The sequence below is a fragment of the Microcystis sp. LE19-84.1B genome (assembly GCF_027531875.1).
GTDB classification, from domain to species: domain Bacteria; phylum Cyanobacteriota; class Cyanobacteriia; order Cyanobacteriales; family Microcystaceae; genus Microcystis; species Microcystis panniformis.
The window spans coordinates 1-21,666 of the sequence record NZ_JAPZSR010000177.1 but is presented as its reverse complement, the minus strand read 5'-3'; the positions used below and the strand labels follow the sequence as shown (position 1 = coordinate 21,666).

The window sequence follows — 21,666 nt, the reverse complement described above, 5'->3', positions numbered from 1 at the left end:
TATCCGATGACTTTGTAAGAGCAGGATTAGGATCTGTAAGGTCAAATAGCTCGCCTCGCTAAGGTTCGCCTGTAAACAAGCCTGATAGAATGAAGGTAACATTTTAAAATTTTGAGTGGTTGTCCTAACCACTCTATTTCTTTAGGGGGTCGTTTGGCTAGACCCCCCGCTCTATCTAGCTTGTAGCCCCTCTGTCACCCCTTGAACCGCAAGGGTCTATTTTTTGCTATTTAAAAGAGGATTATTTGATATTTGCTTCTTTTTAATGGAGATTGGAGAAATCATCAACCTCCCTCAAGGCACTAGACACAAGCGAGCTATCATAAAACCATCGCTGATTTGACAATCGCCAACCCCTAAAAATTATGAGCGTAGTTATTCCTAATGACATACTGACCGCATCAGGACTCTCCGAAGACGAGCTAAAACTAGAAATCGCCATCATGCTCTTTAAACAAGACAAAATCAGCATCGGCAAAGCCCGTCATCTTGCAGGCATGAACCTCCTCCAATTTCAACACGAACTTAATCTAAGAGAGATTTGTGTCCATTATGACCTTGAAGAATTAGAAGAAGATATCCAAACCTTACAAAAACTAGGCAGACTATGATCGTCGTGAGTGACACCTCACCCATTACCAACCTAGCCGCCGTTAACCAGTTAACCCTTTTGCATCAACTCTATGGAACAATTATCATTCCTCAAGCCGTTTATGACGAAATGGCGAGTTTAGGCTACGCTGTACCTGGCACGATTGAAATCATGACCTTATCTTGGATAGAAACACGGCCCGTCACCCAGCAAAACCAAGTTAATCAACTACTCAATAAATTAGACCGAGGAGAATCAGAAGGGATTATTTTAGCGCTAGAATTAGGCGCAGATATATTAATTTTGGATGAAAGAAAAGGACGCAAAGTCGCACAATCTCTTGGGCTAAATATTACTGGAATATTGGGCGTTTTACTCGAAGCCAAGCAAAAAGAATTGATTATGAATATTAAACCGATTATTGATCAGCTAATCTTAAAAGCAGAATTCCGAATTAGCGAAACACTCTACAGAAAAGTTTTGACCATTGCGGGAGAATGATTCTATTGCAATATTTCAACCCATTTTACAAAGTGCGATGCCGAAGGCACTGCGTAGATTTTGTAGGGTGCGTTCCCTAATGTGGCTCCTACTGCTCCACCGATCGATTTTTTGGGGAACGCACCATGCACATTGATTGCAGCTGTGATACCAAATCCCGTTACAATAAAACGAGTAAAGACGAGGTTTTAGACCCGATTTTTTTGATACCATTTAGTGAATAATCGACCTCTGGTAAGCTAGGGAGCGCCAGAGCAGGGAGAGTAGAGCTTTTGTACTAAATTTTCCTGTCTTTTTTCTCCTCCTGTCTCGGATTCTCCTCACCTAAGGTCAGATTTTTGATTTTTGCAGGGGATCTATAGCGGTTTTCCCAGAAGTGAGTCCCGATTGAATCTATCAAGGGATTTACGATACCTTACCCGAAATAATAGTGAAATTTTGTAACAAAGTGCAGCCAGATACAAGAATCTTTGCTAGATTTCTAGAAAGCTTCTGTGAAAAGTCTCCTTAAAGGAGGCTGTTTGCAGTAAGCTAATCTGGCTAACAGGCTTTTGGGCGTGATATAGGGGAAAGTTCTGGTGATTGCGTCTAAATGGAGTGATATGCTGGAAGTTTCCAAATATCGTTACTTTCAGGGGTGTTATACGGAAAGTTTCCGTATAATTAGTAGTTATGCCGACAAGCTTCCGAATAGTGTGATCGCCGATCTTGTAGGGTGCGTTCCCTAATATGGCTCCTACTGCTCCAGCGATCGATTTTTGGGGAACGCACCATGCACATTTATTAAAGCTGTGGGTTAAAGTGCGATGCCGAAGGCACTGCGTAGCAGCACGCCGATCTTGTAGGGTGCGTTCCCTCATGTGACTCCTACTGCTCCAGCGATCGATTTTTGGGGAACGCACCATGCACATTGATTGCAGCTGTGGGTTAAAGTGATCGCCGATCTTGTAGGGTGCGTTCCCTAATGTGGCTCCTACTGCTCCAGCGATCAATTTTTGGGGAACGCACCATGCACATTTATTGAAGCGCCGATTCAAATTTGAAGTGCACCACTGGGGGGCTTCCAATGAGGCGGCTCATCAGTAGTAGAGCGGGAGCACTTCGTTAGAATAAATCAGAGTATAATTAAGGCAAAATACTGAGTTGAGGTCAACCAGATGGCAGTTCGTCAACGGCGTTATCCCAAAGATGAGTTAGCCGAGCGAGGGCAAAAACTCTACGAATCTGGCATTCGGCAGCAAGTCGAAGCCGGTAATGAAGGTAAGATTGTAGCGATCGACATTGAAACTGGAGAGTTTGAAGTCGATGAAAACGTTGTGCCTGCAACTAATCGGCTCTTTGAACGTCACCCCGATGCCCAACCTTGGATCATTCGTATCGGACATCGCGCTGTTTATCATTTCGGGGCACGGAGTTTGAAGAAAAATCCATGATGGAAGGTGTTGTAAATTTGCGGCGTGAAGCCACGCTAACGATTGTAGTCGGAAACTCAAATCGGCAACTGCAAGCGGTTGACGCGGTGATTGATACCGGGTTCGATGGATTTTTATCTTTGCCCTCTACAATCATCGCTACATTAAATTTACCTTGGAGTGGTTCTGATTTTGTCACGCTGGGTGATGGCAGTGAAACTTATTTTGATCTGTACACTGGGACTGTGATATGGGATGGGCAGTACCAAGAGATTGATATTGCAGAATCAGAAACAGAGCCTCTACTAGGAATGGCGCTGCTTTACAGATATCGGTTGCAGGTCGATAACATTGAGGGCGGTAAGGTCAAGATTGAAGCCTTATGAGCCAGTGCTAGAAGAGATTCGGTGAGGCGCGGTCTAACAACGCAGCCGTAGGGTGCGTTCCCTAATGTGGCTCCTACTGCTCCAGCGATCGATTTTTGGGGAACGCACCATGCACATTCATTGCAGCTGTGGGTTTAAGTGCGATACCGAAGGCACTGGGTAACACCCCTAGATGGGGTTGGAGGGATTGATTTAGGGCGCTATACTGGTTTATAGGGTTTTCGAGATTAGTGCTATTTCTCATCAAACCTTACTCCTGCCTACTTTTCAAGCTTTTTGTCCTGTACTTAGGCAGTTGAAGCCCTAGTACAAAATGGCCATGATGTCCTGTGGATTAGGGTGGAATCCCCCGGAATCTCGGACCGGGAAGTTTTAAGTCGCGCCCAGGCAAAAAATCGTATTCTCTTGACATTTGATACATTTGATCAAGATTTTGGAGAACTAGAGCCAGAAAGATTGTGAAATCTCGTACTACTGTCCAGTGCGATCGCCTTTACATTAGACATCTCCAAAAATTATAACCCAGTCACAGCTTGTTTTTGGTCTATGTACTAACTAAACAGTTCGATTGTAATTGATGCTGAACAAGCCCAGAAAAATCAAGCGGCGATCGACCTTCTAGATTCGTGGCTACATGACACTGAAGATGCCTCGGAGCATCAGCAAGCCTGGGATTTTCTGAAAACTGCTCTTGACGAAGATCGGTTATCTGATCGCCTCTTATTTCCATGATCCGTCTGATTTTGCTAGATTCTGGACCACTGGGAATGGTCACTAATCCAAAAGCCACAGGTATTACTCTTGATTGTCAACTATGGCTAAAAGCTCTCTTACAACGCGGAGAACAAATTGTCATTCCCGAAATTTCAGATTAAGATTAGTTTATTTGAAAATATAAAAGGGTGCATAATTAAGCAAGTTTAGTTTTTGGGAGAATAATTAATCATGCGACGCGCAAACATTTCGACTATTAGTATTTCATTCGCTATCTTTGCTCTAGTAGTCTGTTGCCATAGTTTATTTGTCTCATCTGACACTGCTATTAAAACTCAAGCTATATACTGGTTTTATTCTGCACTTATATCAGCCATAATTCCATATCTTGAAGAAATAGCGGTTTACGTCAAGACTATAAAGGTCGGCAGCGGTGGTATCGAGATTGCTATGAATGAGGTTAAAGAGAAAATTCAGAAAATTGACGCAAAAGTAGAGAAAATGGATAACAAACTATTGCAAACGCTGGAGCGGGTTCAACAAAATGAAGCAATACTCTCGCAACAAGCCCGTGATATTCGGCAGCAGAATTATGATTCTTGGACTGTTAACATACTTGCAAAAATGAGTCCTCAAGAGAAATTAGCAACACAAGAATCCCTCACTCACACCCATCTCAAAAATGAAGGTGTTGGAATAACGCAACTTAAAGAGATGTTAAATCAGCTTGGTTATTATCATGGGAATATAGATCAAGCATTCAATCCTGAGTTAGCACAAGCGGTCGAAAAATTTCAACTTGAAAATGGGTTAGGAATACCTGATGGCATAGCTGGTTCAGTGACACTCACTAAAATTGCTGAACTTTTGCGCCGTTAAATTAAATTGGTGCAGTGTGATGCCGAAGGCACTGCGTAGCAGATCGCAATCTTGTAGGGTGCGTTCCCTAATGTGGCTCCTACTGCTCCAGCGATCAATTTTTGGGGGAACGCACCATGCACATTGATTGCAGCTGTGGGTTTAAGTGCGATGCCGAAGGCACTGCGTAGCAGATCGCTGCTCTTGTAGCTTGGGTTGACGGCTGTTACCCAACTCCCTCAAAACCAAGATTAAATGCAGTAGGATAGACGTGGGATAGATTTTCTAGATTGCCGTGAGCGAAACCGTCTATATTGAAACCAGTGTTATTGGTTATCTGACAGCCAGATCGACCAAAAACCTGATTATTGCTGCCAATATTGAAATAACACGGGAATGGTGGGAATTTCGTCGAAACGACTTTATTCTGTACACTTCGGAGGCTGTCCTAGAGGAAGTAGCTAAAGGGGATACAGCGATCGCCTCCCCAAGGCTGGATATTTTGCGTGATTTTCCCTTGTTAGCATTGAATGACGCTGCACAAGATTTGGCTAAACAATTCTTAACCCGCAGTAATCTGCCTCCAAAAGCGAAAGTTGACGCGATCCACATTGCCGCCGCAACTGTCCACGGCATGGATTATCTGTTAACGTGGAACTGTAAGCATATTGCTAATGCTCAAATACAGGGTAAGTTAGCTGAGATTACCCTTGGTTGTGGCTATGTATTGCCTATCCTTTGCACACCCAACGAACTAATGGGAGATTAAGTCATGTGGACAGATGAAATTGTCGAGGAGATCCACCGAATCCGTGAAGAGTATGCCAAGTCCTTCAACTATGACTTGGATGCAATCTTTGCAGACCTACGCAAAAAGGAAGCAGCAAGCGGCAGAGAAGTCGTAAACTTATTGCGAAAGCCCAGTCTAACAAGTCGTTGGAGCGGCCAGGCTAGAGAGCTTGATGATGGGATCAAGGATGCTAACCGCCGCTCAACTTAGTTGTTCCCCACTTCCCACGAAAAACTTTTTCCCTATGAGGGGAAAGATTCGCCAATAGACTGGACAAGAATCTCTAGATGGGCGAGGCTATGGGTGGCCATGGCAGTAAATCGCAGACGACTGGTGGGAACGGTAGGAGGACGAATGGCGGGGGCAAAAATCCCTTTTTCTAGCAGTTTTTGCGATAATTCTAGGGCTTGACCCGGATTGCCTACCGGCAAACATAAAATCGCCGCTTCCGAAGGTAATATATTAAAATTATTTAAGTTACTCTTGACAAAATTAATATTTTGGTGTAGGCGTTGGCGACGTTCCGGTTCCAGACGAATAATCTCTAAAGCCATTTTAGCGGCGGCGGTGTCGGCGGGGGATAAACCGGTAGTATAAATCCAGGTGGCGGCGCGATTGCGGATAAAATCGATAATTTTGGCGTTTCCAGTCACATATCCCCCTAAACTGCCTAAAGCTTTACTCAGGGTTCCCATCTGAATTAATTCCCGTCCCTGACAACCACAATATTCCACGCAACCTGTGCCATTTTCCCCCATAACTCCGGTAGCGTGGGCCTCATCCACCAAAACCATACAATTATAAATCTCGGCTAGAGCGAGAATTCCCGCTAGGGGACAGATATCCCCATCCATACTAAACACTGTATCAGTGAGCAGTAAACAATGACGATAGTGATGACGGTGGGCTAATAACTGATTTTCTAAGTCTTCGAGACTATTGTGCCGGTATTCTTTCACCGTGGCACCGCTTAACTTGGCTCCATTTTTGAGGCTAGAGTGATTGTATTGATCGCCTAAAATCAGGTCTTTCTGCGCCACTAAACAGGTAATTGTCCCCAAATTGGCTAAATATCCCGAACTAAAAACAATCGCGTCTTCGCTATTTTTAAAGGATGCGATCGCTAATTCTAAATCTCGATGAATATCTCGGTGTCCACTTAATAGACGCGAGCCGGTGCTTCCAGTTCCATAGCTTTGTGTCGCTGCTATGGCTGCTGCGATCATTCTTTCATCGGCTGCTAATCCCAGATAATCATTACTGGCAAAATTAATCAGCGATCGACCCTCTAATTCTATAACGGCTCCGCCCCGGCCTTGAATGGTTTTAACCCTTCGATACCAATTGGCCCGATGGAGGGTTTTTAAGCTATCCTCGATCCAAGAGTAAGGATGATTCATAGGCGATTGCTCACTAAGTGGTCGGACAAAAGTAAAGTTAACCGTGGGAGTCGGTCGTCAGCAAGAATTGCCAGAATTACATTTCTTAAGACAGACGACAGAATTTATGTCCGACTACTTATAGCGGTTAGCTATCGGTATATATCGGGGAAAATAGCCAGATTGTTGCCGAAAAAAGGCTCTTTTAAGGGTTAATAGTTTCGTAAAAACGACAATCTTGACAGGGACCGGGGGGGTTAATCGCACAGCGCAACAGTTCAGATCTGGCGTTAAAACGACAACTAGCATCCCCCATCACCCAACGTCCTTCAATCAAACTTTTTTCGTTAGGAGTGGGAGCAGTTTGTACATAAAGGGAAATTTTGCGTAAACAATAGCCACCAATCTTGTATTGATACTGGTGGTGACGTTCCAAAACTGCGTAGGTTTGTCCTTTTAAGGCCAAATAATTACCCGGTTGTGGCATCCAATCCAATTGGATCTCTCCCAAACTTTGCCGCGGATGGGTCAGAATAACCTCCGTTAGTAATGAATCTTGCTCCATGATTATCCCTGTATTCTGGGCTACCTTTGCTCAATGGTAGCTTAGATCTCCGAGTCGATTAATAATTATATCTCCTGCAAAAATCAAAAATCTGCCGTTAGGTGAGCAGACTCCGAGACGGAAGACTCCGAGACAGGGGGAGAAAAAAGACAAGAGACAACTATCCTAGAATTGCCAATTTCCCGATTAAAGTGGAAGATAAACAGCAGGATTTTTCCGAGAATTTACTTTAAATCTCTTGCATAATTAATTTTTCAGGGTTCAAAAACGGCAAAAATAAGGATTAAATGGCATAAAGTCTGTAAATAGACTATTTAACTGATTATTATTCATTCTTAATTCTCCTGACTCCTGACTACTGGCTACTGACTCCTAACCCTAACAACAATTTTTGATTTTTACAAGAGGTCTTTTATGGTTTACCCGATCCCGCCTGAAGATAATCTACCGCAAAAATTTCCGAAAATTCCCTTAGATCGTCGCGCCTATGCTTTCCTGATCGACTTTGCCTCGATCTGGTTTTTAAGCTCCTTTGCCAACAGTTCGCCTGTACTGCAATTTTTCCTTTTTCTCCTGATCTGGTGGTGTTTGCGGGTGTTATTAGTCGCACAGAATCGGGGTCAGAGTTTAGGACGTTGGGCCTTGGATATGAAGATCATCGATCTACGACTTCAGCGTTTACCCGGAATTTTGGAGTTAAGCAAACGAGAGGCGATCGCTGGTGGCGGGGCAGCTTTAATGATGGTAGGGTTAAATACTTTTTTTGGCAATCCTTTAAGCTTGATTTTATTATCTTCGCCCCTTTTCGCCGATTGTGGTATGGCGATCGGCGATGAGCAATTTAACCGCGCTTTCCACGATCGCATCGGTGGCACGATTGTTATTCCCACCCGTCGAGGTTTTTCTCTCGATCTACGTTTAAGAAGGCTTTGGTATCAAGTTAAGGGCAGAATGAGAAGATAAATATCAGTGATCAGTTATCAGTTATCAGTTATCAGTGATCAGTTTTGAGTTTTGAGTTTTAAGTGAGCAGTATTATAGCAGTTTTCATCAGAATGAGGTATGGGCAAGGGGCTTAAGCCCTTTGTTGGCAAAACTTGTCGATACCTCAGTAACGTGAAAAGTGCTATATGTGGGTTTTCCTGTAACGGGAAAACCCTTGATTTTGTCTCCCTGACTTGGTAATAAGCTGTTCGTAATTTAAATTGCTTGTTGAGACGAGGCAAGAGGCAAAAGGCAACACCCCCCCGATGTCGGGGGGGCAGGGGGGGTGGGGGTCGGGGGGCAAGGGGGGGAGGTTCGGCTAATCTAAGAATAAGCGGTTTAAATGCGTCTTAGCTTAGTCAGGAAAGATTAAGACTCCTGATGAGATCGCATTACAGTGGGAATTTAGGAAATCGGATCAGCGTTGGCATCGAAAAGCCCATAATTAAAGCCCACATTCCGCACCCTAAGCTGTCACAGAGAGAAATTACGGAGAGAAAAAATCAAAGTTAGCATAAAAATAAACATAAGGAGCGAAAAAAGGCATTTGAGAAACAGTAAAGCACCAAAAATGGCATCAAAACCTATTCTCAATAAGGAGCAATAAGAATTAACACCACCTAGAGGAGTCAACAGATAAATAAAAGAAGAAATCCAAGAGATAAATCATAATTTAGACTAATCAATTAAAGTAAAAAACTAAATTATAGACATAGTAAAATGGAGCTATAAATCAAAGATATTAGCTCATGTTCACTCATAGAAATTAAATTGATAGAGATAATAATTAGGTGGCTAATTGATAGTAACGTAAACAATCATCTGGTAAAAGACGCAAGATAAAATCTCTGTCCTTATTCCAATTAGAAATATGTTCCTCCTGATTGAGTGTAATCAAATGAATACAATGAAAGCATTGAAAAATCCAGCGTAAAGTAGGGGAATTAGTTGCTTTACCTAATTGATTTTTAATTGTTGATTTAGACTCCAAGAGAGCATTTCTAATTTGACGTTGAGCCAATGTATAAACCAAGAGACATAAACCCATAATCATTCCCATAGACTCTATTCTCTCAGGACTTTTAAGGAAAATACTATCGGCAAAAAATAATGGGTCTTTGAGAAAACCAAACCCCCGTTCACATGATTGTTGAGCTTTATATTCCCTGAGCATAGAATCATCACTAAGTTCCTGTGAATCTAAAACATTCGTAGCAATAATAAAACGTCCTGCACTCAGCAATTCTGTATTAATTTTACTTTCATCCTGGCAGACTGTAGCTGATATTTGGTAGGATATTTCATTGAGAGAATCTTTTTTATTAGATTTGGCTGGAGTCACCTTACTTTCGTTAATTTGGTGATATTTGAACTGGGTTGATAATTTTGATAATGCCTTGATAGCATCTGCTTCACAAGCAAATCTCTCTTGTGATAACTTTTTCAAATCAAGAACCGCTTTTGATTCGGCTTTGGTAATTTTTTGGGTGAGTTTACGCAGGTCTGATTCTCTTCTTTCTTGACTTTGTACTACTAACCATCTTTGTTCTATTCCTGGATAATTTTCGGTTTTTGATCCTAATTTATATCCTGGTATTGTACTATCAATAAATTCTGATTCTGGGATTGTTGATATTAATGATTTTGCTGTTTTTATGCTTAATGGTACTCGACATAACCACTGTAAATCTGACATCATTTTCAGGTTTGATTCTGTATATAATGCTGAGTCAGCAACCATGAGACTATTAACTTCTAATTGTTTGTGATATTCTACTGCTATTTGACCAAAACATGATGAGTCTGCTTGGTTTCCTGATGCTAGTTTCAAAAATATTGGGATGTCTCCATCTCCTGAACATATCATTTCTATGATGAACTGTTTTAAGTCCGGCCGATGGTCACGAGAATAACCATAAGTGATGGTTATTTCTTTTGGTGATTTTACTGCTATTTCTTCTAATTCTTGGTTATTTCCTATTTTTTGATTCTCAAATATTACTTCTGGTAAGCTAGTGTTATACTGCCCCTGTACGTGCATTGATGATGAGTCTAGATGTGATGTTGATAGTGATACTCCAAATTTTTGGGCGGCTTTTACTGCGATGATAAAAAAGATTGTATCTAATCCTTTTATAAATAGTTTATCCATGACTCTCCCCAATTTATCGTCGTTGAGATATTCTGGTTTTACTCCTGCTCCTATTAGATGTTCACAGGCGATTGTTTCAAAATATTCGGGAAACATATATAACGGTTTGGAGACAAATCCTAACCCGTTTATTATCATGGCTTTTACTACTTGACCTGCATTTACTTTTTCGTCTTTTTCGATTCCTATTAATTCATTTATTATTTCTACTATTCCGATTGAATCTATGATTCCTGCTACTATCCCTAGATGGTCTATGTTCTGAATTTCTATTTCTTGAGGTTTTAATTTCACAACAGATTCCTCCACTACTTCTATTGTAATCAATTATTTCTTGTTTTCTGAACAATTATTTTTTTCTCTTGAATTTTCTCTTTCTCGCTCCATACCCCTTTTAATGCTATATATTCTCATTAACCCTTTTAACCTTTGAATTAATTTTAGTTATTATGTACTACTTTAATGGCTTTTTTGATCTGTGACAGTTGAGGGTGCGGAATGTGGGCTTAAAATCTGGCGACCGCTTGTTTCTAACAACGGGATTGCCGTCATCTCGGAGATGAGTTGGTTTACCAATGAGCTACCAGAGCCGGCTGTGGCCTATTGGCAAAACGCCTATCATACAATGGGTAATGAGTTTGAGAATATCGTTCGGGCTAATAGGTCTGGTTTTAAGGTACTTTCTACCCAGAGGCTGCCCAGTCAGGTTTGGTGGCTAAATTATTATCAACCTCTCCGTGAGCGAATCGGGCAGCTGGAAATCAGCCCAAGTAGCTCATCGGTTATTCGTGAAACTGAAGAAGAGATGAAACTTTTTGAGAAATTCAGCAACTTCTATGGTTATACCTTCTATGTTCTGCAAGCGGCCTAGGAAAAAAGCCGTCCAATTTATGATCAGCTTTGTTTCGCAGTAATTCCTATCGTTAGGTGCAAAAACTACAGGAAACTCCCACCCTGCAGCAATTGCGGGAACAACAGATTAGAATCATCGAAACCCGTTAAAATAGGGGAGATTTAGCCATCTCCCCCCACACCACACATCAATAAATCGCACAATTAACGCACTTCAAACAAACGATTATCCGGTAAATTACTAATCGCTCGCTGGAGACTATTCAAGGATTTATTGTAATCAACGATCGCCTGTAGATAACTACTTCTGGCATCGGTTAAATCCCGCTGGGAGTTGATCACGTCCGTTTGGGTTCCCACACCGGCCTGGAAGCGTAAACGGGCTAATCGCAGACTTTCCGTGGCTGATTCAATGCTTTTTTGCGAAGTTTTGATGTTTTCTTGGTTAGAAATCAAATTATAGTAGTATTCCTCCACCTGAAGGCGAATTTCATTGCGACGGAGGGAGAATTCCGTATCGGCGCGATCAATATTTCTTTCCGCTTGACGGGCCTGAGCAAAAGCACGACCACCATCAAAGAAAGTCCAGCGAATCCGGCCGCCAACGCTAAAACCATCGCCAAAACCAGCAGAATCACTGAGATCGTTGAGGACATTATACTCGCCCAGAAGGTCCACTTGGGGAATCACCGCCGAAATAGCGATCGAGCGATCCTGTTCGCTAATTTCCCGTTGTAAGAGTTGTTGTTCTAATTCCGCGCGATTTTTGTAGGCCAAAACGATACTATCATTAAGACTTAAGCCCCAAGTTCCCGCCTCGCGAATCTCATCGGCAGCGGTTAACTCGATGTGCTGACCGACACTCAATATCTGTGCCAGTCGCCGTCGGGAAATACGCTGGGTAGAAATCGCCCGGGTTAAGTCTTGGTTAGCGTTAGCGAGGTCAACTTCCGCCTGTAGGACAGCAAATCGGGTTCCTAGTCCCGCTTGCTCCAATAATTGTGCATCGCGTAAACTTTGACTAGCATCTTCGATCGCAGCTTGGGAGATCGCTACCTGAGCATCACCCCTCTGCAATTCATAATAGGCATCGGTGGCATCAAAACGAGTTTGTTCCGAGACTCGTTCCACCTCTAATTCCCGTTGCCGGATCACTTTTTCGGCCCTTTTGATCTGGGCTGTCCGTTCACCCCCTGTATAAACCCCATAGACAATCTGAACACTACCCTGAAGGTTGGTACTATCTTCGGATGTAGTGGCTGGGATTCCCTGTTGACGAGCCAACTCATTCCGTCTTTGGGCAACTGCCGATTGAGCTTGAGTGATACTGGTTTCCGCCGAGGCTGTGGGTAATAAGGCCGCCTGTTGTTCCTTTAATTGGGCGCGAGCGATTTCTAAATCGACCCGGGCTGTCTGTAAGGTCTGATTATTTTTTAAAGCTAATTCGATCGCTTGATTTAAGGTGAGCGGTTGTACTACCCTAATATTCACCTCATCCGGTTTGGTGGGAAAAATTAGGGGATTGCCACTAGGATTAAGATAATTAGGGGCTTTGGGATCCGCTTCCGTGGTTGCCGGTGCCGCCGATGGACCAGGCAATTGAGAAACTGGATTGGCAGTAGGTCGGGGTTTCTTCAATAAATCGGCAGCGGACTGAGTTTGTGCCTTAACCGAGGATTCAGCCAAGAAAATCAACCCAAGCACCGCACTCACGGTAATACCATAACGCAAGAGCAACATGAGTATCTCAAAAGTAAACAGTAAACGATAAGAAGTAAACAAGCTCACACCACTATGTTGGCCGATTACTAATTACCGATAGTAACACGGGAGCATGAAAGCCACCGTCTTTTAAGCACCGGCTACAATCAGATTCGATTGATTTGGAACGAGACATCAAAACGGCATTAGATTTAGCCCAATACTGATAGGAGGTTCTCTATGGCTACAATTCAGACTTATCCTTGGGATGCAGCAGATCATTTGAAAACAAAAGAAGATATCGCTGCTTATCTGGAAGCTGCCCTCGAAGAGGGCGATCCTAGCTTAGTAGTGGCAGCATTAGGCGATATTACTCGTGAGACGGGTTTGGGACGGGAGAGTCTTTACCTAAAAATCCCCCATCACTAAGCCTACTCCCTCCCGACGCGGATCGCCCGTAGCGGTTAACTCCCCCCAATCATTCACTGCCACGCCATGCACACCCCCAAAAAACATATTTTGTTCTTGCCATAGGGATACTTGAGTATTTGCGGGTAAAACCAGATTTTTGAGCAGATTTTCCCGATCTTCTAGGGGTTCAATTTCTAATTGTTGATTTTCCCAATGTATGCGCGAGGCACTGATCGCATCGACTAAAGATTGCCGAAAATCGATTAAATTGCTAATAACCTGTAAAATAGCGGTGCGAATGCGATTGGAACCCCCAGAACCGAGAACAAATCGCGGCTTTCCTTCCTCTAAAATCATCGTCGGCGACATCATTGAGGATAAACGACGATCAACGGGCCAATTGTGAAAACCAAAGGGATTTAAGTCCGCTTCTCCGATCATATTATTGAGCATAATTCCCGTCCCCGGCACGGTATAAGCTGATCCTTCGCCGTTGGAAAAGGTGGCACTGGCGGCATTACCTTCCCCATCGATAACGCTAATATGGGTGGTACTGCCCCATTTATTGGGATATTTGCCTAAAAATTCTGGTGAGAGGAACTTATCTTCGATTCCCTCCTGATGGATAAAATTATCGTAGCCTTGGGCCCGAGCTTGATTGGTTAAGGCCATCACTTCCGTTAAAATTTGCAGATGTTTGGCTCCTAGAGGCTCTAAAGCCGATAAATTGACTGTTTCTAGTAATTTTAGGGCAAAAGCCAGGAGAATTCCTCCAGAACTAGGAGGCGGATTGGTCAGTATTTCGTACCCGCGATATTGGGTTTTTAGGGGTTTTCTCTCAAGGACTTGGTAATGACTTAAATCCTCTAGGGTAAGATAACCGCCCTCCTGCATATCCTTGGCAATTTGGTGGGCGATTTCTCCCTCATAAAAGTCTTTTACGCCTTTTTTGCTTAATTCCTCTAAGGTGTTGGCAAAATCCCTCATCACACAGCGATCGCCAGCTTGGAGGAGTTTTCCTTGGGGAGCATAGACTTTTAAACCCTCTCTATCTTTGAGCAGGATCGAAGATAGTAAACCCAGGCAAAAGCCGTTATATTGGCTCAAAATGTAGCCTTGTCGAGCATATTCGATCGCTGGCTCCGCTACCACGGCAAAGGGCAGTTTTCCCAGTTTTTTCTGCACTGTTTCCAATCCCCGTAACGCCCCGGTCGTAGCGATCGCACCTCGGCCAATGTGAAAATCTTGACTAGCACCACCAAAATTGATCGCCACTGGGTAAAAGTCGATATTTGTCAAGGGTTTTTTATATTTTGGAGTTTGACAAAAAAAATCAAAAAGGGTATTGACTTTTTCTTTGGTATGTGCTAGTAAAAAACCGCCGCCCCCCGCCGAAGCGAGGGTGAATTCGACCACGAAAGCCGCTAAAATCGAGCCAACTATCCCATCGAAGGCATTTCCGCCCATTTCTAAGATTAATTGTCCAGCTTCGGCAGTTTTTGGATGTCCTGCGCCAATAGCGCCCTTGCTTTTGCGAGTCACTTTGATTCAGTTATCAGTTATCAGTTATCAGTTATCAGTTATCAGTTATCAGTTATCAGTTATCAGTTATCAGTTATCAGTTATCAGTTATCAGTTATCAGTTATCAGTTATCAGTGGGGAAGTGGGGAAGTGGGGAAGTGGGGAAGTGGGGAAGTGGGGAAGTGGGGAAGTGGGGAAGTGGGGAAGTGGGGAAGTGGGGAGAAGGGAGAATAAATAAAAATAATCTCCTGACTCCTGACTACTGACTCCTGAATAGGGCTATTTTTTTAATTGCTTAACCGCTTGATAGATTTCGGGTAAACGCTTGTAAGCAGCTGCTACCTTGAGAAATAACTTATGCGGCATAGCGGGAGAGCCAGAAACCACTTCTCCTGCTCCGATATCGTTGTGAATGCCAGTTTGGGCTGTTGCGATCGCACCATCCCCGATCACGGCTTGATTGGCAATGCCCACCTGTCCTGCTAAAATAACGCGATTGCCCAATTTTACGCCTCCTGCCATGCCCACCTGTCCTGCTAGGGCGCAAGCTTGGCCAATTTGGCAATTATGGGCAATATGGACGAGATTATCGATCTTAGTCTGGCTACCGATGCGGGTTTCTCCCACTGCCGGACGATCCACGGCACTATTACAGCCAATTTCTACGCCATCTTCTAAGACCACGATACCCGATTGTTCCATCTTAAACCAGCCTTCGGGAACCGGCACAAAACCGAAGCCCTCGGCACCAATAACAGCGCCACTGTGGATAACGCAATCATTGCCGATTTCTACCCGTTCATGGATAGTACAGTTAGCGTGGAGAATTGTGCGATCACCAATATGCACCCCGGGGTAAATAACGGCGTTAGGATGAATGCACACCCCATCACCGAGGGTGACATTCGCTTCCACCACAGCATGGGCTCCGATGGCGACTTTATGGCCGATTTTAGCCGATGGATGCACCACGGCGGTGGCGTGAATGTAGGGTTGGGGCTGAAAGGGTTGATAGAATAATTTGATGGCGTGGGCGAATAAAAGTCGGGGATTGGCACTAGCTAACCAAGGGATGCCGCGTTCGTCGGCCTGTTGTTGTAAATTGGCATCCAGGGGCAGAATTAGGGCAGTAGCCTCAGTTTTGGCGACAAAGGCAGCAAATTTTCCCCCTTCGATATAGCTAATCGTATCGACTAGGGCGGTTTCGATGGGAGTTATGGCTTTAATTTCGGGATTTCTGTCGGGATAGGCAGTTAAACTGTGAGCAGAGACTAAAGGGCTTAATTTTTGGGCAATTTCACTAAATTTCATAAATATATATTGCGATCGAGATAGGGCTTATCCTAGGATAGTTTAAAACTATACTGATAATCTTGTCGTTATTATAGTCAAAAAAGTTGCCAGTTTTTTAGGGAATAATCCCTGTTTTCCATTTCAACAAAGCCGATCTCGATCTAGAGCGGTTTTGGAGATAAGTTGGCTCTCTCCAAAACTGATTTAGTTTAGTTTTTATTCCTCGATCGAGTTAATAAAATTGACCCGAACAGTATTAAGGCGATCAAAGTTGATGGTTCGGGAACTGTTTGAAAATCTAGGTTGAAAATTCCTGACTCTCCCCAAGAAAGACTAAGATCTACCAGCTTAAAACTGGCTGAATATTTTCCCAGTCGAGAGGCAAGAAACTTCGGTAAAAAGGAGAAGTTATCACCAGTACCGATCGCATAGATATCTCCAGCATTAGCTAAAATTGTCTCTCCTAAAGAGTTAGCTACTGTTAATCCATCACTAATCTCTAACAGTTGTAAGGATAGGTTGGCATTACCTAACGACCGATTCCACCGTCCCCCAGAACTGTTAAAAAGAGCTTGTTCTGCCAAGTCAGAGGAATTATTAATAGTTGCCACTGATTGCATCAGTAGATTGCTATATTCCTCCCCAGTGGCAGCACTAACAAAACTATTCTGAAAAATTCCTTTTCCTGCAATTAAGGAGAGAGGAGGCAATCCTGTAGAAGTCTCAGGAATGCGATTATTGCTGTTAGTGGGATTAACTACCGGATTACTAGACGATCCAGAATAACTGTAAGTGCCGATACCGTGAAAATGAGGGTTTCCCTCTCGGTGAGCAACCAGAAGAGTTAACCGGTTATAGTTAGGATTGGCTAATCCCTCATAGATGCCCCGAGTTAAGGTGATTTGATTATCCACCCCGATATAAAATTCGGGCAAACTCTGACCAATGGCAGGCTCTTCAGCTTTAGCCACCGTTACCAGGGCAAAAGAAAGCGATAAAATGAAGCTAACGGCGATAAATGGAGATGTAGGGCTTTTTTCGCGGATTTTCTTCCCAGCACAAACTAATCCTACCCTAGAGACCTGTAGAACCATGATTTCTCTCGTTAATTAGAATGATAATCATTATCACTTTAACAAAAAACCCTTGTTCCGATTCACTTTTGCCAATAAAGTTAATTTAAGTTAACGTGAACAATACTGTCGGAATAACTTGCCCGTGCCAACAGGCAACGGTGGAACAGCAGCAGGTTCTCTGGGGATGAGGCCAAATCCCGTCAAAGTTTATCTTGATCGGAAAAGATCAACAAGGCTGTGTTAGGTTTTGCAGTGGGGAATCTGGGTTAAAATAGACCGAGAAAGTTAACAAAAAAATTGTCTCGCTCAAGTGGGCGGAAATCAGCTTATGACCCTTGCGGTGGCGATCAAAAACTTAAAAAAATCCTACGGTCAGACAGCAGCGGTTAAAGATATCTCCTTTACCGTGGCAGCGGCAGAAATCTTCGGTTTACTAGGTCCCAATGGTGCGGGGAAAACCACCACGATTCGCTGTCTTTGCACCCTTGCTAAACCCGATGGCGGCAAAATCGAGGTGGGGGGTGTCGATGCCCTGAATAACCCCAAATCCGCCCGTAAACGCCTGGGTTACGTTGCCCAAGAAGTCGCCCTCGATAAAATGCTCACGGGCCGGGAACTGTTGCAACTACAAGCGGCTCTATATCACATTCCCGCTCAAAAGTCAAGAGAGCGCATCAAAGAATTAATAAATCTTTTAGGATTAGAGGAATACGCCGATAAAAAAACGGGGACCTATTCCGGCGGCATCAAAAAACGGCTGGATTTAGCGGCGGGATTACTTCATCAGCCGGAGGTTTTGGTGCTGGATGAACCGACTGTGGGACTCGATATCGAAAGTCGTTTGATTGTCTGGGATTTTCTGCGACAATTGCGGGCAGCTGGAACCAGTGTATTAATTACCAGCCATTATCTCGAAGAAATCGACGCTTTGGCCGATAACTTGGCAATTATCGACAATGGTATCGTCATCGCTCGCGGTACCCCCTCACAACTGAAGGAGCAACTGGGCGGCGATCGCATTACCCTAAAAGTGCGGGAATTTTCCCCAGAGGAAGAAGCTTTCCAAGCGAAAGAATTATTATCCCGTCTGCCTTTTGTCGAGGAAGTAATCGTTAATACCGCCCAGGGTAACTCCCTGAATCTTATCGTCACGGCCAATAGCAATCCTTTAAGCAAAATTGAACAAACCCTAGCCGAATCAGGATTACCCGTGTTTAGCATGGCCCAATCCCGTCCTAGTCTCGATGATGTCTATCTGGCGGCCACCGGACGCACCCTGATGGATGCGGAAATTGCCGCCGCCAGCAGTCGCGACCTCAAGGCGGAGAAAAAACAAGCGATGAAGGAATCCTAGTCCGGCGAGAAAGGCTGTAATATTGCCCAATTGCCCGGTTAAATCATCTATCTCAATGGAGCGATCGATTATATATCAATCATTATGAAAGATAAACGGGTATTGCTGACCGGCGGTACGGGAGGACTGGGTTTAGGAGTCACTCCGGCGGTTTTACACCATGGCGGTCATCTAACCATGACCTATCGGGAGGAAAGGGAGGTAGGTCGTCTGAAATCTCGGCTGAGTGCGGCGGAATTTGAGCGTATTCGCTTTGTCAGGGTGGATTTAACCCAAGAAACTGCCGTGGCTAGATTAATTGATGATCTCGGTCGGGTCGATGTCTTAATTCATCTAGTCGGGGGTTTTACCATGGGGGCGACGGAGGAGTTTAGCTATGAAGATTGGCTAAAAATGTTCGATTTAAACCTCCATAGCACTTTTTTACTGTGTAAACACTGTTTACGCTCGATGAAACTTCATAATTATGGTCGTATCGTCACTATCGGTTCTCGTGGTGCCGTACAACCGGGGGCAAATTTGGCCGCCTATTGTGCCTCGAAAGCGGCGGTAGTGGCTTTAACCCAAGCGATCGCAGAAGAAACCAAACAGACTAATATTACCGCTAACGTGGTTTTGCCCAGCATTATCGACACTCCGGGCAACCGGGAAGCGATGGGAGAGGCAAAGGACTGGGTAAGTCCCCAATCTCTAGCCGAGGTGATCTGTTTTCTGGCGGGGGAAGGGGCGAAAGACTTGCGCGGGGCGGCAATTCCCGTCTATGGTTCCCTGTGAGTGGTTTTTGTCTTCGGGCTGATACACTGATAACGGCGCTCGCTCTTGCTAAAAATTGGGTTTAATTTATGCTTATTCCGATTCTTATCAGTCTTGGTATCTTACTTTTATCCTATCTGTTCGGTTCGATTCCCACGGGTTATTTAATCGGTAAATACAGCAAAGGTATCGATATTCGTGACTATGGTTCCGGTTCCACTGGGGCTACCAATGTGTTGAGAACTCTGGGAAAAACTGCCGGGGCGACGGTGTTATTAATTGATATGTTAAAGGGAATGGTGGCGGTGGCCCTGGTACGCGGGCTATATTTTATTGATGTCAATCCTCTCCCAGAAAGTTGGTATTATTGGTTAATTATCGGGGCAGCATTGGGGGCAATCATCGGTCATAGTAAATCGATTTTCTTGAATTTTAGCGGGGGTAAATCCGTCGCCACCAGTTTAGGGGTTTTATTGGTGATGAATCCCCTAGTGGCTTGCGGAACTTTGGCGAGTTTTTTAGTTATTCTGGCACTTTTCCGGATTGTTTCTTTAGGTTCGATTATCGGGGCGCTGGTGGTGAATATTTTAATGGTTATTTTAGGTCAACCTCTCCCCTATATTTTATTTAGTTTGATGGGGGGAATCTATGTGATTGTTCGTCATCAGGGTAATATTAAAAGATTGTTGGCAGGGACGGAACCGAAAATAGGTCAGAAAGTACAGCAATCATCGGAAGTAAGTTAATAACTTTCTCAAGTCAGAATAACCACTGTGAAATGAAGTTGACGGCTCATGAATAGGCTAAGACGCATTTTAACCGCCTATCCTTAGATTAGCTAAATCTCCCCCCGACGTCGGGGGGGTTGGGGGGGTGTTGCCTCTTGCCCCATCTCAACAAGCAATCTTGTCTTTGAGGTTTAATTAAGACTGTCTGCTGTGGTTTTTAACCAAAGGATAAAACTATTAATATCTTCTTGGACTTGTAGCCATGTATTATAATAGTTATTAACCAGATTTTCTAGTTTTTGTTTTTCCAATTCAAAACCGTAGATATTGCGAACAACGTGCCGAAAGCTTAGGTATTCATTAAGTTTATGCACGGTATCTTCTCGTAATACAGCAGGACGATAATCTTGAGGTTTGCTCATACGATTTAATAGCCTTCTATGCCAGTCATAACTAGATGGTAAGCCACCATTTAACTCAGAAGCGATAATTTGAAAAATTCGTTCACATCCTGTATAGAAGTTATGGAGTTTTAGGGCTAAACTTTCGGCACAAATATGGGCTAGTGCCGGGTTGGTTAGCATTTCCGCTTGAACTAAACGCATTTGGCTTTCTAGCCGATTTAATCTATTAACTTCAGTGGCAATATCAAGGGCGATTTCTTGTAATTCACTGGCACTCATCGGACGCATAAAGACATTCTCCTGTTTGCAAAACTCTTTTAAGAAAATGAGGTTCTAAGTCTTCTATAGGCTTTAAATCAATCCAGCGAGCGCTAATTAAATTAACTTTTCCTAAAGCTTGAAAAAAACTTTCTGGGGGTATGCCAGCCACTGCTAGATCAATATCAGAAGTTTCCTGAAATTTACCTTTAACTAGAGAACCAAACAGGATAATTTTTGTAATTGGGAAATTTTTTTTTAGATAATCAATAACTGGCGGAAGATTTTTCCTTGCCTCTTGAGCTAATTTTTGATTATATTCCTGCTGTTCTTTTTGGCGTTTTTGCCAGTATTCAAGATAGGGATTATTGACCGACATAATAATTATAATAGCGAGTATTTAGCTTGACTTTCTGCCCATTGTTAAAAGAAAATTTGAATATCTTTCTCTAATTTTCTGTAGATTTTTCTTGCCCTGTCTAAATTAATTTTCAATTGTTCATAATCAATATTTGTGCCGTAGGCATGAGGAAAAAACTGCCGAAATCCTCGCAAACTATTTAACAAAGCGGCGGTTTCTGAAGAAATAAAAGCAGGACGAATTCCGGGGATAGGGACAGTCATTCTGTCTGTTTAATAAGGCTGTATGCCATTGCTGGGTATCGGCAATATGATTTTCAAAACAGGCCGCCACTATTTTAAGTAAATCCTCAGTGGCACTGTATAAATTATGGATTTGATAGGCAATGCTTTCTAGGCGAATGACATCATCGGGATTAACACCTTCGGCTCTAACAGCAACTTTACCATCGATCGCTTTGATTAGCTGTAATTGAGCATTTATATCTGGACTTCCCCCGTATAAACATACTAGCTATGGCTAAAAGTCTTACAGAGCCTGAGTTCAAGCAATGAAATACTAATGAACTACTGGACACAAAATCCTGAAGTTCTTACGCCGATAGGGTTTGAGGCAAAAAT

General features: G+C 43.4%; 25 protein-coding genes and 2 pseudogenes. 16 read left to right on the top strand and 11 right to left on the bottom strand.

Going from position 1 to position 21,666, the window contains the following annotated elements; translation table 11 throughout:
* The first annotated feature begins 365 nt into the window (after positions 1-365).
* Together O9324_RS10620 and O9324_RS10615 are read left to right on the top strand one after the other, a co-directional pair.
* Positions 366-611, top strand: a complete 246-nt coding sequence (locus O9324_RS10620) for a UPF0175 family protein (protein WP_002770883.1) — start codon at positions 366-368, stop codon at positions 609-611.
* Positions 608-1,093, top strand: a complete 486-nt coding sequence (locus tag O9324_RS10615) for a PIN domain-containing protein (RefSeq protein ID WP_193961461.1) — start codon at positions 608-610, stop codon at positions 1,091-1,093. Before O9324_RS10620 ends, O9324_RS10615 begins: the two co-directional genes overlap by 4 nt.
* Before the next feature lie 473 nt (positions 1,094-1,566).
* Here the strand turns inward: O9324_RS10615 and O9324_RS10610 are convergent, their stop codons facing one another.
* The gene (locus tag O9324_RS10610; protein ID WP_288140162.1) at positions 1,567-2,130 is read right to left on the bottom strand and encodes a hypothetical protein; all 564 of its coding nucleotides are present in this window, start codon (positions 2,128-2,130) and stop codon (positions 1,567-1,569) included.
* 120 nt (positions 2,131-2,250) lie between these two features.
* Here O9324_RS10610 and O9324_RS10605 point away from each other — a divergent pair, with 120 nt between their 5' ends.
* The 7 genes and pseudogenes from O9324_RS10605 (at position 2,251) to O9324_RS10575 (ending at position 5,463) form a co-directional block, all read left to right on the top strand.
* Positions 2,251-2,526 (top strand): hypothetical protein, encoded by a 276-nt coding sequence (locus O9324_RS10605; RefSeq protein WP_002752924.1) that lies wholly within the window; start codon positions 2,251-2,253, stop codon positions 2,524-2,526.
* Positions 2,523-2,891, top strand: coding sequence for a clan AA aspartic protease (locus O9324_RS10600; protein ID WP_288140161.1), 369 nt, complete (start codon positions 2,523-2,525; stop codon positions 2,889-2,891). The genes O9324_RS10605 and O9324_RS10600 overlap by 4 nt, the downstream gene beginning before the upstream one ends.
* A 306-nt stretch (positions 2,892-3,197) precedes the next feature.
* Positions 3,198-3,353 (top strand): annotated as a pseudogene (locus O9324_RS10595) (DUF5615 family PIN-like protein); the annotation flags it as partial.
* A gap of 266 nt (positions 3,354-3,619) precedes the next feature.
* Positions 3,620-3,766, top strand: a complete 147-nt coding sequence (locus O9324_RS10590; protein ID WP_288140160.1) for a hypothetical protein — start codon at positions 3,620-3,622, stop codon at positions 3,764-3,766.
* A 70-nt stretch (positions 3,767-3,836) separates the two neighbouring features.
* The gene (locus tag O9324_RS10585) at positions 3,837-4,484 is read left to right on the top strand and encodes a peptidoglycan-binding domain-containing protein (RefSeq protein WP_288140159.1); all 648 of its coding nucleotides are present in this window, start codon (positions 3,837-3,839) and stop codon (positions 4,482-4,484) included.
* Between the two features lie 274 nt (positions 4,485-4,758).
* Positions 4,759-5,232 carry a type II toxin-antitoxin system VapC family toxin gene (locus tag O9324_RS10580; RefSeq protein WP_002765170.1) on the top strand — a complete coding sequence of 158 codons (474 nt, stop codon included), beginning with the start codon at positions 4,759-4,761 and terminating at the stop codon, positions 5,230-5,232.
* A 3-nt stretch (positions 5,233-5,235) separates the two neighbouring features.
* Positions 5,236-5,463: a hypothetical protein gene (locus O9324_RS10575; protein ID WP_016516502.1), complete on the top strand. Its 228-nt coding sequence runs from the start codon at positions 5,236-5,238 to the stop codon at positions 5,461-5,463.
* Positions 5,464-5,495: 32 nt separating this feature from the next.
* On the opposite strand, the gene bioF is transcribed toward O9324_RS10575, so the two are convergent.
* Together bioF and O9324_RS10565 are read right to left on the bottom strand one after the other, a co-directional pair.
* Positions 5,496-6,653 carry an 8-amino-7-oxononanoate synthase gene (gene bioF / locus O9324_RS10570; RefSeq protein ID WP_288140158.1) on the bottom strand — a complete coding sequence of 386 codons (1,158 nt, stop codon included), beginning with the start codon at positions 6,651-6,653 and terminating at the stop codon, positions 5,496-5,498.
* 184 nt (positions 6,654-6,837) lie between these two features.
* Positions 6,838-7,197, bottom strand: coding sequence for a DUF6464 family protein (locus tag O9324_RS10565; protein ID WP_193960306.1), 360 nt, complete (start codon positions 7,195-7,197; stop codon positions 6,838-6,840).
* Between the two features lie 414 nt (positions 7,198-7,611).
* Between O9324_RS10565 and O9324_RS10560 the strand changes: the two genes are divergently transcribed.
* Complete coding sequence (locus O9324_RS10560) at positions 7,612-8,160, top strand: RDD family protein (RefSeq protein WP_002765175.1); 549 nt, start codon at positions 7,612-7,614, stop codon at positions 8,158-8,160.
* Positions 8,161-8,968: 808 nt separating this feature from the next.
* Here the strand turns inward: O9324_RS10560 and O9324_RS10555 are convergent.
* Positions 8,969-10,627 (bottom strand): IS1634 family transposase, encoded by a 1,659-nt coding sequence (locus O9324_RS10555; RefSeq protein WP_288140157.1) that lies wholly within the window; start codon positions 10,625-10,627, stop codon positions 8,969-8,971.
* A gap of 184 nt (positions 10,628-10,811) precedes the next feature.
* Here O9324_RS10555 and O9324_RS10550 point away from each other — a divergent pair, with 184 nt between their 5' ends.
* Positions 10,812-11,204: a hypothetical protein gene (locus tag O9324_RS10550; RefSeq protein ID WP_288140156.1), complete on the top strand. Its 393-nt coding sequence runs from the start codon at positions 10,812-10,814 to the stop codon at positions 11,202-11,204.
* Between the two features lie 185 nt (positions 11,205-11,389).
* On the opposite strand, the gene O9324_RS10545 is transcribed toward O9324_RS10550, so the two are convergent.
* Complete coding sequence (locus O9324_RS10545; RefSeq protein ID WP_288140155.1) at positions 11,390-12,925, bottom strand: TolC family protein; 1,536 nt, start codon at positions 12,923-12,925, stop codon at positions 11,390-11,392.
* A 201-nt stretch (positions 12,926-13,126) separates the two neighbouring features.
* Here O9324_RS10545 and O9324_RS10540 point away from each other — a divergent pair.
* A pseudogene (locus O9324_RS10540) lies at positions 13,127-13,294 on the top strand (helix-turn-helix domain-containing transcriptional regulator); the annotation flags it as partial.
* On the opposite strand, the gene ggt reads toward O9324_RS10540, so the two are convergent.
* The gene (gene ggt / locus O9324_RS10535) at positions 13,295-14,839 is read right to left on the bottom strand and encodes a gamma-glutamyltransferase (protein ID WP_288140154.1); all 1,545 of its coding nucleotides are present in this window, start codon (positions 14,837-14,839) and stop codon (positions 13,295-13,297) included.
* On the opposite strand from ggt, the gene O9324_RS10530 reads away from it, so the two are divergent.
* Positions 14,829-15,053: a hypothetical protein gene (locus O9324_RS10530; RefSeq protein WP_288140153.1), complete on the top strand. Its 225-nt coding sequence runs from the start codon at positions 14,829-14,831 to the stop codon at positions 15,051-15,053. The genes ggt and O9324_RS10530 overlap by 11 nt on opposite strands.
* Positions 15,054-15,098: 45 nt before the next feature.
* On the opposite strand, the gene lpxD is transcribed toward O9324_RS10530, so the two are convergent.
* Positions 15,099-16,130, bottom strand: coding sequence for a UDP-3-O-(3-hydroxymyristoyl)glucosamine N-acyltransferase (gene lpxD, locus O9324_RS10525; RefSeq protein WP_287629183.1), 1,032 nt, complete (start codon positions 16,128-16,130; stop codon positions 15,099-15,101).
* Between the two features lie 191 nt (positions 16,131-16,321).
* A complete protein-coding gene (locus O9324_RS10520; protein WP_287629182.1) occupies positions 16,322-17,206 on the bottom strand; it encodes an all3515 family Zur-repressed PEP-CTERM protein in 885 nt (294 codons plus the stop codon).
* A gap of 310 nt (positions 17,207-17,516) precedes the next feature.
* On the opposite strand from O9324_RS10520, the gene O9324_RS10515 reads away from it, so the two are divergent.
* From O9324_RS10515 to plsY, 3 genes are all read left to right on the top strand, one after another.
* Positions 17,517-18,542 carry a daunorubicin resistance protein DrrA family ABC transporter ATP-binding protein gene (locus O9324_RS10515; RefSeq protein ID WP_002736431.1) on the top strand — a complete coding sequence of 342 codons (1,026 nt, stop codon included), beginning with the start codon at positions 17,517-17,519 and terminating at the stop codon, positions 18,540-18,542.
* Between the two features lie 84 nt (positions 18,543-18,626).
* Complete coding sequence (gene fabG, locus O9324_RS10510) at positions 18,627-19,316, top strand: 3-oxoacyl-ACP reductase FabG (RefSeq protein WP_288140152.1); 690 nt, start codon at positions 18,627-18,629, stop codon at positions 19,314-19,316.
* Positions 19,317-19,384: 68 nt separating this feature from the next.
* On the top strand, positions 19,385-20,041 hold the full coding sequence (gene plsY / locus O9324_RS10505; RefSeq protein ID WP_502846579.1) for a glycerol-3-phosphate 1-O-acyltransferase PlsY: 657 nt from the start codon (positions 19,385-19,387) through the stop codon (positions 20,039-20,041).
* A gap of 173 nt (positions 20,042-20,214) precedes the next feature.
* Here the strand turns inward: plsY and O9324_RS10500 are convergent, their stop codons facing one another.
* From O9324_RS10500 to O9324_RS10490, 3 genes are read right to left on the bottom strand one after another with little or no spacing between them, the layout of a single operon-like run.
* Positions 20,215-20,715, bottom strand: coding sequence for a ribonuclease toxin HepT-like protein (locus O9324_RS10500; protein WP_004159482.1), 501 nt, complete (start codon positions 20,713-20,715; stop codon positions 20,215-20,217).
* On the bottom strand, positions 20,693-21,064 hold the full coding sequence (locus O9324_RS10495) for a nucleotidyltransferase family protein (protein ID WP_002767900.1): 372 nt from the start codon (positions 21,062-21,064) through the stop codon (positions 20,693-20,695). The genes O9324_RS10500 and O9324_RS10495 overlap by 23 nt, the downstream gene beginning before the upstream one ends.
* Positions 21,065-21,108: 44 nt before the next feature.
* Complete coding sequence (locus tag O9324_RS10490; protein WP_288140151.1) at positions 21,109-21,309, bottom strand: ribonuclease toxin HepT-like protein; 201 nt, start codon at positions 21,307-21,309, stop codon at positions 21,109-21,111.
* Between the last annotated feature and the right edge of the window lie 357 nt (positions 21,310-21,666).